General features: G+C 47.2%; 19 protein-coding genes. 11 read left to right on the top strand and 8 right to left on the bottom strand.

Annotated elements, in window-relative coordinates:
* Positions 1-2 precede the first annotated feature (2 nt).
* The 6 genes from C792_RS0100985 (at position 3) to C792_RS0100960 (ending at position 4,065) form a co-directional block, all read left to right on the top strand.
* On the top strand, positions 3-764 hold the full coding sequence (locus C792_RS0100985; RefSeq protein ID WP_017547573.1) for an arylamine N-acetyltransferase family protein: 762 nt from the start codon (positions 3-5) through the stop codon (positions 762-764).
* 20 nt (positions 765-784) lie between these two features.
* The gene (locus tag C792_RS14825) at positions 785-946 is read left to right on the top strand and encodes a hypothetical protein (protein ID WP_017547572.1); all 162 of its coding nucleotides are present in this window, start codon (positions 785-787) and stop codon (positions 944-946) included.
* Between the two features lie 117 nt (positions 947-1,063).
* On the top strand, positions 1,064-1,423 hold the full coding sequence (locus tag C792_RS0100975) for a PadR family transcriptional regulator (protein WP_017547571.1): 360 nt from the start codon (positions 1,064-1,066) through the stop codon (positions 1,421-1,423).
* Positions 1,389-2,087 carry a DUF1048 domain-containing protein gene (locus tag C792_RS14585; protein WP_017547570.1) on the top strand — a complete coding sequence of 233 codons (699 nt, stop codon included), beginning with the start codon at positions 1,389-1,391 and terminating at the stop codon, positions 2,085-2,087. The genes C792_RS0100975 and C792_RS14585 overlap by 35 nt, the downstream gene beginning before the upstream one ends.
* A gap of 228 nt (positions 2,088-2,315) precedes the next feature.
* Positions 2,316-3,359, top strand: a complete 1,044-nt coding sequence (locus C792_RS0100965) for an ABC transporter permease (protein ID WP_017547569.1) — start codon at positions 2,316-2,318, stop codon at positions 3,357-3,359.
* 1 nt (position 3,360) lies between these two features.
* Entirely contained in the window at positions 3,361-4,065 is a 705-nt protein-coding gene (locus C792_RS0100960) for an ABC transporter ATP-binding protein (protein WP_017547568.1), read from the top strand.
* 40 nt (positions 4,066-4,105) lie between these two features.
* Here C792_RS0100960 and mqo read toward each other — a convergent pair whose 3' ends face one another.
* The gene (mqo, locus tag C792_RS0100955) at positions 4,106-5,617 is read right to left on the bottom strand and encodes a malate dehydrogenase (quinone) (RefSeq protein WP_017547567.1); all 1,512 of its coding nucleotides are present in this window, start codon (positions 5,615-5,617) and stop codon (positions 4,106-4,108) included.
* 337 nt (positions 5,618-5,954) lie between these two features.
* Between mqo and C792_RS14820 the strand changes: the two genes are divergently transcribed.
* Positions 5,955-6,131, top strand: coding sequence for a hypothetical protein (locus C792_RS14820; protein WP_017547566.1), 177 nt, complete (start codon positions 5,955-5,957; stop codon positions 6,129-6,131).
* A 28-nt stretch (positions 6,132-6,159) separates the two neighbouring features.
* Here the strand turns inward: C792_RS14820 and C792_RS0100945 are convergent, their stop codons facing one another.
* Both C792_RS0100945 and C792_RS0100940 read right to left on the bottom strand, forming a co-directional pair.
* Positions 6,160-6,489, bottom strand: a complete 330-nt coding sequence (locus C792_RS0100945; RefSeq protein ID WP_017547565.1) for a hypothetical protein — start codon at positions 6,487-6,489, stop codon at positions 6,160-6,162.
* A gap of 75 nt (positions 6,490-6,564) precedes the next feature.
* The gene (locus C792_RS0100940) at positions 6,565-7,230 is read right to left on the bottom strand and encodes an HAD family hydrolase (protein WP_017547564.1); all 666 of its coding nucleotides are present in this window, start codon (positions 7,228-7,230) and stop codon (positions 6,565-6,567) included.
* 172 nt (positions 7,231-7,402) lie between these two features.
* On the opposite strand from C792_RS0100940, the gene C792_RS0100935 reads away from it, so the two are divergent.
* Positions 7,403-7,843, top strand: coding sequence for a YtoQ family protein (locus C792_RS0100935; protein ID WP_017547563.1), 441 nt, complete (start codon positions 7,403-7,405; stop codon positions 7,841-7,843).
* Here the strand turns inward: C792_RS0100935 and C792_RS0100930 are convergent, their stop codons facing one another.
* Entirely contained in the window at positions 7,844-8,752 is a 909-nt protein-coding gene (locus C792_RS0100930; protein ID WP_017547562.1) for a LysR family transcriptional regulator, read from the bottom strand.
* A 117-nt stretch (positions 8,753-8,869) separates the two neighbouring features.
* Between C792_RS0100930 and C792_RS0100925 the strand changes: the two genes are divergently transcribed.
* On the top strand, positions 8,870-9,973 hold the full coding sequence (locus C792_RS0100925) for a 5-methyltetrahydropteroyltriglutamate--homocysteine S-methyltransferase (protein ID WP_017547561.1): 1,104 nt from the start codon (positions 8,870-8,872) through the stop codon (positions 9,971-9,973).
* Positions 9,974-10,022: 49 nt separating this feature from the next.
* On the opposite strand, the gene nadA is transcribed toward C792_RS0100925, so the two are convergent.
* The 3 genes from nadA to C792_RS0100910 are packed head-to-tail and all read right to left on the bottom strand — an operon-like array spanning position 10,023 to position 13,479.
* Positions 10,023-11,123, bottom strand: a complete 1,101-nt coding sequence (gene nadA / locus C792_RS0100920) for a quinolinate synthase NadA (RefSeq protein WP_017547560.1) — start codon at positions 11,121-11,123, stop codon at positions 10,023-10,025.
* A complete protein-coding gene (gene nadC, locus C792_RS0100915) occupies positions 11,124-11,957 on the bottom strand; it encodes a carboxylating nicotinate-nucleotide diphosphorylase (RefSeq protein ID WP_017547559.1) in 834 nt (277 codons plus the stop codon). It abuts the gene before it with no gap.
* Positions 11,908-13,479, bottom strand: a complete 1,572-nt coding sequence (locus tag C792_RS0100910; protein ID WP_017547558.1) for an L-aspartate oxidase — start codon at positions 13,477-13,479, stop codon at positions 11,908-11,910. Before C792_RS0100910 ends, nadC begins: the two co-directional genes overlap by 50 nt.
* Positions 13,480-13,563: 84 nt before the next feature.
* Between C792_RS0100910 and C792_RS0100905 the strand changes: the two genes are divergently transcribed.
* A complete protein-coding gene (locus tag C792_RS0100905; RefSeq protein WP_017547557.1) occupies positions 13,564-14,658 on the top strand; it encodes a cysteine desulfurase family protein in 1,095 nt (364 codons plus the stop codon).
* On the top strand, positions 14,655-15,179 hold the full coding sequence (locus tag C792_RS0100900; protein WP_017547556.1) for a transcription repressor NadR: 525 nt from the start codon (positions 14,655-14,657) through the stop codon (positions 15,177-15,179). The genes C792_RS0100905 and C792_RS0100900 overlap by 4 nt, the downstream gene beginning before the upstream one ends.
* Positions 15,180-15,230: 51 nt before the next feature.
* Here C792_RS0100900 and C792_RS0100895 read toward each other — a convergent pair whose 3' ends face one another.
* Positions 15,231-16,583, bottom strand: a complete 1,353-nt coding sequence (locus tag C792_RS0100895) for an alanine/glycine:cation symporter family protein (RefSeq protein WP_017547555.1) — start codon at positions 16,581-16,583, stop codon at positions 15,231-15,233.
* Between the last annotated feature and the right edge of the window lie 104 nt (positions 16,584-16,687).

The raw sequence follows: 16,687 nt of genomic DNA, 5'->3' as shown, positions 1-16,687 counted from the left end.
CCATGAATGACCTTAACACGATGTTCCGCAAGCGGATCTGTTTACAGACAAATTTCCAGATTGCATTCGAGAACCTTGAAAATGTTCTTGAACTGACGGCAAAGGCAATACCATTTGAAAACACTGCCGTCATGTTCAACCGGACGAATGCCATCAGCCGGGATAACCTGATTGAAAAGATGCTCATACAGAACGAAGGGGGACTCTGCTATGAACTGAATCCACTGTTGCACTTGTTTTTATCGGAAAACGGCTTCGATTCTGCAATGTATTACGGCAGAGTTCATAACGGCACGGACTTCGGTACTAAAACACATGTCATGTTTCTTGTGAAACATGGGAGGAGAGCCTATCTCATCGATACAGGTTTCGGTGGGAACCTGCCGCTCAGACCGGTTCCTATGAATGGTGACACTGTGCATTCCAGAAACGGATCGTTTAAAGTCACTGAAGTGTCAGACGGCCATGTTCTGATGATGAACCTTGCCACATCTCAAAAAGGGTGGACACCCGGTTATAAGTTCTACCTCAACGATCCAGTAGCGGGAATCGGGGAACTGGATCGTGTCCAGAAGATCATAAAAGAGAGCGAAACTTCCCCGTTCAATAAAGAGCCGCTTATTACAGCATTCACAGAAGCTGGCAGACACACGCTTACCGATAAAAATTATACGATCTGGGCGGATGGTCATGTTGACAAAACAGAAGTCCTGCCCGGGCAATTCTACGAACTAGCAGAAAAATACTTCAACCTGAAAATTTAAATCTGATTAGGAGCAGAAACATGAATATGTTTTTCATTTCATTCCTGGTACTGCCGGTACTTGCCTTCATCACCTTATTGCTGCTGACTGACAGCCTGGTCTATGCAATCATTGCATTGCTCATCACAGACCTTGTCTTCACAATATTGTTCATAAAGAACAAAAAACAGATGAAGACGTAGCGGAATATACCATTTGACACATCCCACAAGGTATAGTAAAGTGTACCCAAGCTATTTTGCATAACAAAATAGCTTTTATTCCACCTCGCTATCATGTAATGCAAAGTAGGTGAAGACGTGAACAGAACCCAGATTCTAAAAGGCCTCATGGAAGCCTGCATCCTTAAGATAATCCATGATGATATCGTATACGGATATGAATTATCGGAAAAGCTTCAGAACCTTGGCCTTGCCGATGTAAGCGAAGGGACAATCTATCCCATACTGCTGAGACTCCAGAGAAACAATTATATTTACAGTGAGAAACGCACATCTGATTTCGGACCAAAAAGAAAATACTACTTCATTACCGAGGAAGGAAAAAACGCACTGAAGCTCATGACTGAAGAGTGGGATAGAATCCTCGGTCCAATCGATTCGATACTCAAGGAGGACACACAGCATGTCAGAAAAACCACTGATAAAAGAGAACAATAGGCTGAGGGAAAAACTGAATCAGCACAACAAAGAAGTCTACGAGGATATACTGGTCTATATCAGACTGAATTACACTTCCAAAAATGAAGAGACCGAGGAAATACTGAACGACCTTCTTACCCACATAATAGAAGCTCAGAGGAATGGCAAAAAAATCGAAGAAGTTACCGGAAAAGACTATAGGACATATGCCGACAGCATCATCGAGGAACTGCCCAGGAGGAATGTATGGAAACTTGCCGGAAAGATAGCATTGACTTACCTTGGAATATTATATCTGTTTTCATATTTGATGAGTCTGGCTTTCAACATTATTGATGATGCACCGTTATCCGTCACAATCGATGTTACAGCAGAGATTTTTTACATTGTCATCATGTCCCTGGCCGGAGTCGGATTTGTATTCCTCATTTTCCATGCAATACAGTATACCTTGTTCAGGAATTGGCCCGCATGGAAAGAATATGGATTGGTTTTCATCGGTGGCGCAATCTCTTTTTTGATTCTCATGATCCCGGGGTTTTTGAAAAATGCCATCGATATTGGCCCGTCACTCGAAATGAGTCTTTGGATTCCTGTACTGCTTGGCATTATCCTGTCGGCATCGGGACTCTGCCTGCTTTTCAAGCCTGAAAAAAACGCCGGGCGATACAGAAATAAATAGCACATACCGATACAAAAAGCAGACCTCCGTAATGAGATTCATTACGGAAGGTCTGCTTTTTAGTAATTATTGGAGCTACTTGTCTATACCACCTGCACAACAGTTGAAACATGAATGTGATAACCATCATATCACTGAAAAGTTTATATACAGTTTATCCTATTTTTATATTCGCTTTATACCACGGGTGTACAGTAGGGTTCAAACATTGAGAAAGGAACCCTGAATATGAAGCTCGCATTAAGAGAACTTAAGTTTTACAAATTCAAATATGTACTTGTTACACTGATCCTTTTCCTGCTCGCGTTTCTGGTACTGTTCATCTCCGCCCTTGCTCAAGGGTTGGCCAAAGAAAATGTCTCGGGCGTCGAAGCCTGGAGCCAGGAATATTTTGTAATCTCAGAGGGTGTCGATGATTCATTGACACAATCAAATATCGAAGAGCAGATTGAAGGAATAACAGATGAAGGGCACAGCATAGAGTTTTCAGCAGACAGCCTGATCACACCGGACTCAACCACTGATGTGATATTTACCAATACGGATGAAAGTATTGTTCCTCAGGCTGACGAAGGACGGCTCCCTGAGAATTCCGATGAAATTCTATTGAATTATAAATTGACTGATGAAGGATACAGTATCGGGGATACCGTAGAACTGAAAGATACGGATGTGACATTCGAAATTACAGGCTTCACTGACGACATCATGTATTCCCACACTTCCATGGCATACGTTACAGACGACGGTATGGACAGACTCGAACGTACCAGTATCGCCGCCGTTGCGCTGTCTGAAAATACGAGCGATATTTCCGATGATATCAATGATATCAAAGATGTAAAAATGGTCAGTGAAGCTGACATCAAACAGGCGATACCAAGCTATCAGGCTGAGCAGCAGCCACTAAACCTCATGATTGTCTTCCTGTTCATCATTTCAGCGATTGTGCTGTCTGCTTTCTTCTACGTCATAACGATACAGAAGTCATCACAGATCGGCATTCTGAAAGCGATAGGAACCAAAAACAGTGAGTTGGTTAAAGTGATACTCATACAAGTCATGCTCATCACACTCATCGGAGTCGTCCTGTCTGTGGTCATCATGTTCGTACTAAATAACGTCATCCCTGTATCCATGCCGTTCTACCTCAACACCAGTCTCATGGTGATCGCTTCTGGACTGTTCCTTGTGGTGGCATTACTTGGTGCCATACTGTCACTCGTACGTATCATCAAAATCGATCCATTAGATGCTATAGGAGGAGAATAAGATGGGATTAGTCATAAATAACCTGACGAAATCATTCGGAAAAGGGGATATAGAAACGCAAGTGCTGAAAGGAATCGATATGGAAGTGGGTCAAGGGGAGCTGGTCATACTGAAAGGTGCCTCCGGTTCCGGTAAGACGACACTGCTTTCAATTATCGGCGGGCTGCTCAGCCGCTCCGGTGGTAATGTATCCCTGAACAATGAAGATTATCTTGACATAAAACAGAAGGACCTCACTTCAATGAGACTCAAAGGGATCGGATTCATATTCCAATCCTCCCACCTGATCCCTTATATGAAAGTCATTGATCAACTGGCGTTCGTAGGGGAGCAGGCCGGGCTGACTTCAAAGGATGCCAGACAGAGGGCGGAAAAACTTTTGAAGGAAATCGGGCTCGGTCACAGGTTGAAAGCTTATCCGAATGTCCTGTCCAGCGGAGAGAAGCAGCGCGTCGCAATAATGAGGGCCTGGATGAACGCACCAGTAATGATTCTTGCCGATGAACCGACAGCAAGTCTCGATGCCAAAAGGGCCACAGAAGTGATGGGAATGATACGTGACAATATCAGAGTCAACAACTCTGTTGGGTTGATGATCACCCACGACGAAAGACTTTTCGACTACGCCGACAGGATCTATACACTTGAGGACGGGCACATTGCGCCTGAGCAGAAAAACGAAGAGAAGGAACCGGTATATAACTAAAAACACCCGGCAGTTCGAATGAACTGCCGGGCTTCGTCAATCAGCTGAGAAGGACACCTTCCTCATGTGTATTCAGGCCGAGATTTCTCGAAATCTTTTCGTCAATTTCCCTGAAATATTCCGGGTTGTCGGTCAGTGAAATGCCGAATGAAGGAATCATCTCTTTAATCTTATCTTTCCACTCCGGGAAATCTTCCTTGAAGCATCTGCTCATTACATCAAGCATTACATCAACTGACACAGAGGCACCCGGCGACGCTCCGAGCAGTGCGGCAATGGAACCATCTTCTGAAGTGATGACTTCAGTACCGAACTGCAATGTGCCTTTACCGCCTTTGTCCGTGTCTTTGATAACCTGTACACGCTGTCCGGCGGTCACCACATCCCATTCACCGCTTCTGGCTTCCGGAATGAATTCACGCAGATCTTCCATCCTCTCTTCTTCGGACAACAGCAGCTGCTGAATCAGATACTTCGTCAGACCCATCTCCTTGGCACCTGCAGAAAGCATTGTCAAAACGTTATACGGCTTCACCGAGCCCAGAAGATCCATATTGGAGCCCGTTTTCAGGAACTTGGGCGAGAACCCCGCGAATGGTCCGAAAAGAAGAGACCTCTTACCGTCGATATAACGTGTATCAAGGTGGGGCACGGACATCGGCGGTGCACCCACTTTCGCTTTACCGTATACCTTGGCATTATGCTTCTCAACAACCTCAGGGTTCTGACACACCATGAACAGACCGCTTACAGGGAAGCCACCTACATTTTTTGATTCCGGTATACCGGTCTTCTGCAGAAGTGGAAGGCTGCCGCCTCCCGCACCGATGAATACGAACCTTGAAGTATGGTATTCATGTTTCCCGGTCTTCAGGTTTTTGACCTTGACCTGCCACTCTCCACCTTCTGTCCTGCGGATATCCTCGACGCTGTGTTCAAAATGGATATCGACTTCCTTTTCTCCCTGGAGCACGTCAAACAGCTTGCGTGTCAGGTTGCCAAAGTTGATATCCGTACCCGATTCAATTTTAGTCGCTGCAATCGGTTCTTCCGTGCCGCGGCCTTCCATCATCAATGGAATCCATTTCTCCAGTGTCGCCTCATCGTCGGCAAATTCCATGCCTTCGAAAAGAGGGCTGCCAGTGAGCGCTTTTACGCGCTTTTTCAGAAATTCGACATTTTTGTCTCCTTCAACGAAGCTTAAGTGGGGCACGGGCATGATGAAATCATTCGGCTTTTCAATCAGTCCTCGGTCAACCAGATAGGACCAAAACTGCTTGGAAAGCTGGAACTGCTCATTGATTCTGATCGCTTTCGTAATATCCAGCGAACCGTCCGCCATCTCGGGCGTATAGTTCATCTCACATAGAGCAGAGTGACCAGTCCCTGCATTATTCATCGCATCCGAACTTTCCTGGGCGGTCCTGTCAAGTTTCTCGAACACTTTGATATCCCATTCCGGTTTCAATTCTTTAAGCAATGTCCCCAGGGTGGCACTCATTATCCCGCCACCGACCAGGATGACATCCGTTTTGTTCAATACACTGTTCATAATAACCACAATGCTCCCTTGTATATATAATCAAGACCAGAAGCTCATAAACGTTACAGAAATCACAAATCAGACCGCAAGAACCTCTGTTTCTACAATCAATAGACACCATACCAGAATTAGTATAGCGTATATTGAAGTTTCAAAAATATTTATTACTCTTAATTATACTCCTTTTCACTGAGATATAAAAGAATATTCTCATTAAGTATGACATACAATTTAAAAATGTGTCATACCAATCAGAGAGGGAGGCAATATCACCCAGTCAGAAGCAATGGGTATAAAAGACACTAATCTGTTAAACTGACATTATATTAAACAAGGAGCTTCTTTAATGAGAAATCTAACCGTATTCATCATCGCCCCGATATTCCTGCTTATCTTCCTGCTCTTCATCACTGATGCTGCAAACGCGGCCGGCGGTGTACTGATATTCTATCTCGTCATGCTCGCAAGCAGGGCTTATGAGAAATACAAAAGGGCAAAAGCAGAAAATGACCAGCACCGGTAAAGTTTCTCCGATGCTGGTCATTTGACCTTTATTTCACTTTTTCATTGACGTAATCCGCAAACTCCTGCAGATTGCCCTCTGTAACGTCAACCATGGCCACTTTGCCCATACCTTCGGGGAATTCAATATACAGGGTGTTCTCCTCAACGAGCGCCCGTACAATATCCTGATAACTGAACACCCGCCTGTACGGTTCACCGTTCATATCCACACTCATGATCATTCTCTCATTCGTGGTGATGTAGGCACCTTTAAAATGTGTCTGCTCACCAACTTTGTAGATGATCGTTCCCTCCACGGCCGGACCGATTTTCTCCGTCGGGTACAGCTCATTTTCATCTATGTCAATAAGACTCATATGAAACGCCTCCATTATTTTCCTTATTCATCCATTTTACCATTCCAGACAGACAGGAGCTAATAAAAGAACCGGCTAGTCCCGGTGGATCGTCCAGTTATTTTTGGCTGCGACAGCAAGCAGCTCGGGATCGGGTTTCACTGCCACCGGCCTTCCCACCAGCTCGAGCATCTTCAGGTCCGAGTAGCTGTCACTGTAGGCCTCGCTGCTATTCCAGTCGACCTCCCTGCCCCTGAAGTGATCTCTGATGATATCTATTTTCCTCTCTGCGTGAACGCGTTCGAACTGCGGCTTGACATCCAGCCTGCCGTCTTTGTAGTGCACTTCAGAGCCGACGATGCAGTCAATGTTGAAACCTTTGAATATCGCTTCAAGCAACGGTACAAATGCACCGGATATCAGCATGATGTAGTAGTGGTCCTTCTGCAGCTGCCTGATTTTCCGGACCAGGGAGTCCCTTAACTCCAGAGCCATGTCACTGGCGACATCACTGAAGAACTGCTCTATTTCCGGTTTGGAGTTATGCTTGAAGGAACGGATATAATATTCCATCGCCTTATGCTGCATCTTCGTCTTTTTGACAAGTTTCAATTTATAGCCTATATAGAAAGGAGCAAACTTTCTGATGAACCTCCCGTAGTTCTTGCCGAATTTCGGATGGTGTTTCAGACGCTCCATCAGAATCGTGAATGTTTCATGCGGATACAGTGTGCCATCGAAATCAAATAGGGCAACTTTCATATTCGATGTTCCTTTCCTAATCGTAATCATCCTGTACAAAACACTGGTATACAGTTAGTATTTTATCACAAAACCATTATTCCCAATATATCATTGCCTGGTCAATTTATTATGAAAACGCTGCACTTTTATATATGATTGAATTAACAACTATATGGGAGGGAAAAGAAAGATGGAACTTACAGTATATTTGGCTGGACAGATCCACGATGATTGGCGGGATACGGTCGTACAGAAAGCAAAGGAAAAGGACCTGCCACTGACCTTCACAGGACCCCAGACGGACCACGACCTTTCCGATAATATCGGTGAAAATATTCTCGGCGAGCAGCCCGGAAGTTATTATAAGGACGATGCTGCTTCTGCCATCAATAATCTGCGTACCCAGGTGCTGATGCAGAAGTCCGACGTTGTCATTGCACTGTTCGGCGAAAAATATAAACAGTGGAACACCGCAATGGATGCAAGCACTGCCGTTGCACTTGCCAAACCGTTGATCCTCGTCCGTCCGGAAGAGCTGATCCACCCGCTCAAAGAACTGTCGAACAAGGCGAATGTAACGGTCTCGACAGTGGATCAGGCAATGGAAATCCTTGAATACATTTATAAATGATCAGCGCATATGACGGATCGTATGCTTCAATTCTTCCAAAAAGAGCTTGGCCATCGTGCTGAGCTCTGTTTTTTTGTTGACCACCCATCCGACCTTGATCGTATCCTCGGCCACAAGCGGCACCTGTACAATTTCAGAGTCATCCAGATCATCACTCAGGATACCGGTGGAGATGGTATAGCCGTTAAGTCCAATCAGCAGATTGAAGAGCGTGGCCCTGTCGCTGACCTGTATACTTTTCGGACTCGGCAAGGTGCTGAAAATCTCCTCGGAATAATAGAACGAATTGAACTGTCCCTGCTCAAATGTCAGCCTCGGATAAGCTTCAAGTTCCTCGATTGTCACCGCATCCTTTTTGGCCAGCGGATTTTTCTGGCTGATGAAAATATGCGGCATTGCCTCAAAGAGTTCATTGAACAAAAGCCCCTTGTCCTTCATGAGCTGCAGCAGCACCTTCTCATTGAAAGCACTGATATACATGATACCAATCTCACTGGTCAGATTTTTCACATCATCGATGATTTCATACGTCCGTGTCTCCCTGATTGTAAACTGGTATTTATCCCCGCCGTATTTGCGGATCGTCTCGACGAAAGCATCCACTACGAATGAATAATGCTGGGAGGATACAGAAAACAACTGCTGTGAAGGCTGTTTATTGAAATACCTGCTCTCGAGAAGTTCCACCTGTTCGTTGATCTGACGGGCATAACTCAAAAATTCCGCTCCGTCCTGTGACAGCGAGATGCCGGTGGAGGTTCTTGTGAACAAAGTAAAACCCACTTCCTTTTCCAATTCCCTGATCGCTTTCGACAGTGTCGGCTGGGATATGTACAGCCGGCGTGCCGCTTCATTGATGGAGCCGCTCGATACGACTTCTATAAAATATTTCAGCTGATGCAGTTTCATCGCTTCCCTCCTTTTCCGTTATAGATTTTTGTTATGGCATCCTATGCCATTTAACAGTTAGACTATATCTTACATACATGATAGCATTTAAACAATATTAAAGAGGAGGGGATTCTGATGGCAGTAACGCAGTCAAAAAAAGTATACAGGGCCGATCATGTGGGCAGTCTGCTCCGTTCTGAAAAGATCAGGGAAGCCCGCAGGCTGCACGAATCGGGTGAGCTTTCCGCGGAAGGCCTGAGGCAGGTGGAGGACGAAGAGATTGCAAGAATCGTCCAGAAACAAAAGGACATCGGCCTCGAAGCGGTGACAGACGGGGAATTCCGCCGTGCCTGGTGGCATTTCGACTTCCTTGAAAATCTGGTTGGTGTCAAAGGATACTGGACTGGGGGCGGCATACAGTTCAAGGAACAGGAGACGAAATCCCGGGGCATCAAAGTGGATGGAAAGCTGGATTTCAGCGACCACCCTTTCCTTGCGGATTTCAAATATCTCAAGGGGCAGGCAGGAAGCCACACAGCGAAGTTCACTATTCCCAGTCCGAGCATGCTTCATTTCCGGGGTGAAATCGACAGACAGGTCTACCCTGATGAAAATGACTTCTTCAGCGATCTGGCTGCAGCATATAAAAAAGCCATCCGTTCGTTCTACGATGCGGGATGCAGATATCTCCAGCTTGATGACACAGCCTGGGCGTATCTCTGCTCCGACGAACAAAAATATCAGCTGAGGGAAAAGGGGATGGACCCCGACTATCTGGTTCGAAAGTACCTGGAAACGATCAATGAGGCAGTTTCCGACCGGCCCGATGACCTTAGAATCACAATGCATATATGCCGCGGAAACTTCCGTTCAACATGGATTTCCTCCGGCGGATATGAGCCGGTTGCCGCTCATATCTTCGGCAGTCTCAACATTGACGGGTTCTTCCTGGAGTACGACACTGAACGTGCCGGCGGCTTCGAACCCCTGCGCCATGTTGACAGGGATGACCTCACAGTCATACTGGGACTTGTCACCTCCAAACATGGGAAATTGGAGGATAAGGAGGAAGTGAAGAAACGCATTGATGAAGCGGCAGAATATGTGCCCCTGGAACAGCTCGCCCTCAGTCCACAGTGCGGTTTCGCCTCGACTGAAGAGGGGAACCTGCTGACGGAGGATGAGCAGTGGCAAAAACTTGAACATATCGTTAAAATTGCACATGAAGTCTGGTCGTAAAAAGACTGGTTTAAAGAAAAAAGCAACCTGACGGTTGCTTTTTTTCTTTTTATACGATTGACAGCATGCGCTCCAGACTAACCTTTGAGTAGTGGGCGGTGCGGTCGTCCACTTTGATGATGTTCGCCCGGTCCCCCTGTACAACCTTATCCAGACACCACGCAAGGTGCGGCAGGTCGATGCGGTTCATCGTCAGGCACGGGCACATGATCGGGTTGAGCGATTCCACTTCCAGATGGGTGTAAGTATCCTTCAACCTGCTGACAAGGTTCATCTCGGTCCCGATAGCCCATTTCGATCCCGCCGGGGCATTCTCCAGCATATCGATGATGTATTTCGTAGAGCCGCTGTAATCCGCTTTCTGAACGACTTCAAAAGTGCACTCCGGATGCACCAGCACATTCACATCCGGCTTCTTTTGGCGAATCTGGTCGATATGGGCGGGGAAGAATTTCTCATGAACTGAACAATGCCCCTTCCAGAGGATGATGCGCAGGTCTTCATCGTTGCCTTCATACTCTAGCTCCTTATGGATCGGATCCCAGACTGCCATCTGCTCCAGTGGCACTCCAAGATCATATGCTGTGTTCCTGCCAAGATGCTGGTCCGGGAGGAATAAAATCCGCCGTCCTTGTTCAAGCGCCCACTTGATGACTTTTTTGGCATTGCCGCTGGTCACACACGAACCACCCTGCTCCCCGACGAATGACTTTATTGCAGCGGTCGAATTGACATATGTCACCGGCAATATGCCTTCTTCCAGCCTTGCTGAAAGTCTTTCATAAGCCAGAACAGCCTGATCGATGTCCGCCATGTCGGCCATGGAGCAGCCTGCGTTCAAGTCGGGCAGGTACACCTTCTGGTCATCACCCGTCAGTATATCCGCCGTTTCGGCCATGAAGTGGACACCGTTAAAAACGATATGCTCCGCCTCTTTATTATCCCTGCTGATGCGTGCCAGCTGCAGGGAGTCACCCATTATATCGGCGAACTGTGCCACCTCATCTTTTTGGTAGTGGTGCGTGGGCATGAAAAGTCTGTCTCCCATTTCCTTTTTTATCTCCCTGATTCTTGCTTCCAGTTCTTCATTCGCTGCCTGTATGTAATACTCCGGAATTCTTCTCGGAATTGTTTCTGTTGGATTGAACATTCAATATACCACCTTTAATGAAATATCTAGTGCCTGCTGCTGATGGAAGAGGGCACCGACTGAAATATAATCGACCCCCGATTCCGCATATGCCCGCAGTCCATCTTCAGTTATACCTCCGGATGCTTCGGTGCTGATTGTGTCAGGGACTTTGCCGATGTGCGCTTTGATCCACTCCGGAGAGCAGTTGTCAAACATGATGATGTCCACTTCGTTCCTGATTGCCTCCTCAAGCATCCGGGTGTCTTCTATTTCAACTTCGATCCTGTCCATCGGCCCCTGGATCTCTCTCGACCTTTCCACTGCCCGTGTCATCGATCCCATGAAGGAAATATGATTGTCCTTCAGCATGATGCCGTCATTCAATGTCCTCCTATGGTTCTTCCCACCCCCTGCGGTCACTGCATATTTCTCGAACATGCCAAGACCCGGTGTCGTCTTCCGGGTGTCTATGACAACAGCCTCTGTACCTGCAGTGATGTCATTCAGCCTTTTTGTCATTGTCGCGATACCGGACATACGCTGCACCAGATTCAGAACGATACGTTCCGAAGTGAGAATGGCGCGCACATTGCCCCGGATTCGGGCAATTTCATCACCCTTTCTGATTTCTGTTCCGTCGGCGGTCAACAGTTCGACGGTCATTTTCTGGCCTGTCAGCCTAAAACCTTCTTCAATGATCAAACCTCCGCAGAATATACCATCAGATTTGGCGATCAGGGTCGCAGTCCCCACGGCGTCACTGTCAAAAATCCCTGATGCAAGATCCCCGTAATGATTGTCTTCAATATAAAAGTTTCTGAGCTTCTCTCTGATTTTCAACACGTTCAGCAACGAGTCTTCCTCCTTTCATGAATAGCCGGATTTCTTGATTTCTCAATTCTTCATTCTTTCCCGGGAAATCTATGCGGTTATGGCTGCCCCGGGTCTCCCGCCTCTGTAAACATCCATGAAGCATACTGTAAATGGTCATGATTTTACAATAGCGTTCCCATCCGTACAGATCTGTCCTGCGGGACTCCGCCTGTTCAAGAAGTGCCTGCACTTTATCAAACATCTTCTCCAGTTCTTCCCCGGTTCTCTCAAAACCGATTGTTTCTGTCACTTCATTCAATATTGCATCACACAGCGACGGCTCCAAATATGGAATCTCCGGAAGCATCGGAGCAATATCACCGTGTACATGCCGCTTTGTCCCATTGACGGCCAATGCCGCTTCGTTACCGGTGACCAAAGCCTCGAGCAGGGAATTGCTGGCGAGTCTGTTCGCACCGTGGAAGTTCGTGCTGGCCGCCTCGCCAATGACCCTTAGCCCCGGAATACCGGTGTGCCCGTCGATACCGGCCATGACCCCTCCCATCGTATAGTGCGCCCCTGTTGTAATGGGTATTTCCGAGTCACTCAGCTCGCGCGGGAAATGCTTCTTTGCCGCCCTATATATGCCGGGGAATCTGTTTTTGAAATCCGCAATACTGCTTATATCCAAATGGCACAGATGTCCTTCCCCCTCCTGCCGGTATACTTCAATGCTTGTGACGTCCCGGGGGGCCAGGTCCTTCAAAGGGTGCACAGTATCCATGATGCGCCTGCCCTTATCATTGACAATCACCGCACCGGCCCCTCTGACCGCTTCACTGACGAGTCCGTAAGTCCGGTTCCGTGACCCGAGCAGAGTCGGGTGGAATTGGACCATTTCCATATGGCGGAGCCTCGCGCCGGCACGCAGTGCCAAAATATGCCCGGTGCCCATCGTTTCCGAGGCACCGGAATTCGGGGTGAACAAGCCGCTGTACCCCCCGGTCGCCAGTACTATATCCCGTGAAGTATAACGCCGGGCGTTACCATACGCATCCATTGATACAACGCCTTTTATACCGTCCCCTCCATCTGTCATAATATCGACCACAGTATGTCCGGCACATATTTTCACAGCACGGTTTTTGAGCCTGTCCAAAAAGAAGCGGGTCATCATCTCGCCGGTCCTGTCACCGCCGGCATGAAGAATTCTGGGTATACTGTGTGCGCCCTCCAGCCCATATGCCAGTTCACTTTGTCCATTGCGGTCAAAACTCATGCCATCATTCATGTAACTCTTTATGAGCCCATGACTTTTTTCAATCATCCGCCGGATGATTTCCCTGTCACCCATACAGGAACCTGCTTCGTATGTATCCGACATGTGGCTTCCACCATGATCATCTTCATGGAATGAATAGCAGATGCCGCCTTGTGCGAGCCTGCTGTTATGATCATCAACTCTGTCCTTTGTAAAGAGGAGTACCGTTCTATTTTCATCAAGGGCGTCGATGAAACTGAGTGCCGCAAGCCCGGACCCAACAACAATTACATCATACATATATTTACACCTTTATTTACATTATATTTTACATTAATATTGACACTAAATGATGTTGATTACAATACCAAAGGAGAAAATATAATGATTTATTTGGATAATGCAGCAACTACAAAACCGGATACACATATATTGGAGGCATATGCAAAACTGTCTGAGGATATGTTCTATAACAGCGAAAGCCTCCATGGAGGAGGTCTTGATGCGAACAGTCTCCTGGAACAGGCGAGAAATTATATAAAGAACTATTTTGACAGCAGTAAACAGGTTATTTTCACAAGAAGCGGCTCACATGCGAATGAAATTGCGATACAATTGTTATTGAAAGAGAGGAGACCGGGCTGCATCCTGGTCTCTCCGTATGAACATCTTTCCATCGAAGCAGCCCTGGAACCATATAATGATATTTACAGTCTCACCATGATGCCGCTCGATCGGGACGGGCACATCGACCTGGACAGACTTGAGAAAATGATGGAGGGCTACGTTGCACTTGTCATCATGCAGCATGTGAATTCCGAAACAGGATACCGGCTGCCTGTGGAAGACGTGGGGGAAATGTGCGTTGCCCGGAATGTACCCCTTCACACAGATGGTGTCCAGGGCGCACACAAAGATGAAGTAGGTATCGACCGGATTCCCGGCAGCTACAGCTTTTCCTCCCATAAGATCCATGGCACGAAAGGAACCGGTGTGCTGATGGTCGACTACCGGTATATGAATGTGATCAACAGTCATTTCCATCACGAATCGGGCACACAGAACGGCACCCTGAATGTTCCGGCCATTGGGGTGATGACTATGTGCCTGTCCTCCGCCCCTTGCATAGAACGGATGCAGAACGTCAGACAGTATCTGAAAGAAAAAATGGAAAGCATCGGCGTTATAACGCTGGATTTCGATGCCAATGCACCGCATATCCTTGCATGTATAACACCTTCGATTGAGGGGCAGTATGTAATGCAGGGCCTGTCGAGCAAGAACATATACGTGTCCACCGGAACAGCATGCGGCCAGGGCAGGATGATAAGTAGCGGCCTTGAAGAATTGCTTGGGGGCAGATACGAAACATCAGAAAATCATTATATAAGGATATCGATTTCAAAAAATACGACACGGGATGAGATTGATACACTCGCTTCCCATATGGACCATATACTACAGGAGGTAAGACAATGACCACAGCAGAAAAGAGAAGGGCGGAAATACTGAAACAGCTAAATAACACCGGCGGTTCCATCAGTGGGACAAAACTGGCTGAACAATATGATGTTTCCAGGCAGATAATCGTCAGGGATATTTCAATATTGAAGGCCGACGGCCATCCCATCGTTTCCACAAGCAGGGGATATGTGCTCCGGCCGGCTGAACGGACGGGCAAGCCTTTCAAACGCACGATTGCCTGTCAGCATAACTTTGAACACATGGCAGAGGAACTGCAGATCATCCTCGATAACGGTGCGATGATAGATAATGTATCCATCGATCATCCTGTGTACGGGGAGATGACCGGCGAACTGATGATTGCGACAAACGAGGAGATGACCATGTTCCTCACCCAAATGCATAAAGAGAAAAGCAGGATGCTCGCCAACCTCACCGATAACATCCATCTGCACAGAATATCTGCAGACACAAAAAAAATCCTGGATAATGCCGTCCGTGATCTGATTGAACACGGCTACATCATCCAGGACTGAAATCGTACAAATGCCGAAGGCATCTGCCTTCGGCATTTATGGTCTTTCCTGTCAGCCAAGCTGCTGTTTTTCTTTCTTCCTTATATCGATGAATATCTTCGTCTCTGCTACAACCACACCTGACAGGCCGAGCAGGCCGATGAGGTTCGGTATCGCCATCATAGCGTTGAATATATCGCCCAGATTCCAGACGGTCTGAAGAGACATCGTCGCTCCCGGTATTATCGCCAGTACAAAAATCAGACGGTATAGATATGTGAATTTATCCCCGACTAGATAGGTGAAGCACTTTTCACCAAAGTACCCCCAGCCAAGGATCGTTGAGAAGATGAATGTAAGCAGTGTGACGGCCACTATAAGGTCGCCGTATCCCCCCGGCAGCAGCATTTCAAATGACTGCGCTGTGAGTGCTGCCCCTTCTGCACCAGATGTATACATGTCGGCCATCGTCAGCGATACGCCGGTTATGGAACATACCACTATGGTATCAATGAAAACCTGGGTCATCGATACGAGCGCCTGGCGTGCAGGTACATCCGTACGTGCAGATGCCGCTGCTATACCGCCGGTGCCGAGTCCCGCTTCGTTCGAGAAGAGACCGCGGGCGACGCCCATGCGGATTACAGTACCAAGTGCACCGCCGGCAACGGCCTGTCCTGTAAATGCATCTGTGAAAATAAGTCCGAAAGCAGCCGGGACTTTATCAAAATGAAGAATGAGTATGGCAATACCTGCAATTAAGTAAAATGCGACCATGAATGGTACGAGTATGCCCGCTGTCCGTCCGATGCTCTTGACCCCGCCGAGTATGACCATTCCGACAAGGACAGCCATCACCACTCCTGTCACCCATGTCGGTATGCTGAATACATCAAGTGCAACATCAGACGCTGCATTGGCCTGGATCATGTTGCCGATACCGAATATCGCTGCGAATACTGCAAAGAAGGCGAACAGGACACCGAGCCACTTCTGTCCGAGACCGTGTTCCAAATAATACATCGGTCCACCGGACATTTCACCCTTGTCGTTCCTCTGACGGTATTTTACCCCCAGAACCCCTTCCGAATACTTCGTCGCCATCCCAACCAGCGCAGTCATCCACATCCAGAATACCGCCCCAGGGCCACCGAGGACGACAGCCGTCGCTACCCCGACGACGTTACCGGTACCCACTGTTGCCGCAAGAGCGGTCATCAGTGCCTGGAAGTGTGATATATCCCCCTCACTCTTATCGTCCGACTTGCTGAAAGCCATTTTCAGCGAATAGGGCAGCATCCTGAAAGAAAAGAATGTCAATCTGATAGTCAGGAACAGACCAGTTCCCACAAGAAAGATGATAAGGGGAAGCCCCCATACAAAGCTGCTGACATCTGCTGTAAAATCCGTAAACCATGCACCCAATGTTTTCCCTCCCTTTATTTTACAATATGCTTAAAATTTATATGAATTTTCTGATAAAGTCAATATAAAATTAATCCCTTGTGTTAAAGGAAGAGATCTCTATT

Origin of the sequence: Salinicoccus carnicancri Crm, assembly GCF_000330705.1 — a bacterium.
GTDB lineage: Bacteria > Bacillota > Bacilli > Staphylococcales > Salinicoccaceae > Salinicoccus > Salinicoccus carnicancri.
This window is presented reverse-complemented; position numbering and strand designations above follow the sequence as displayed.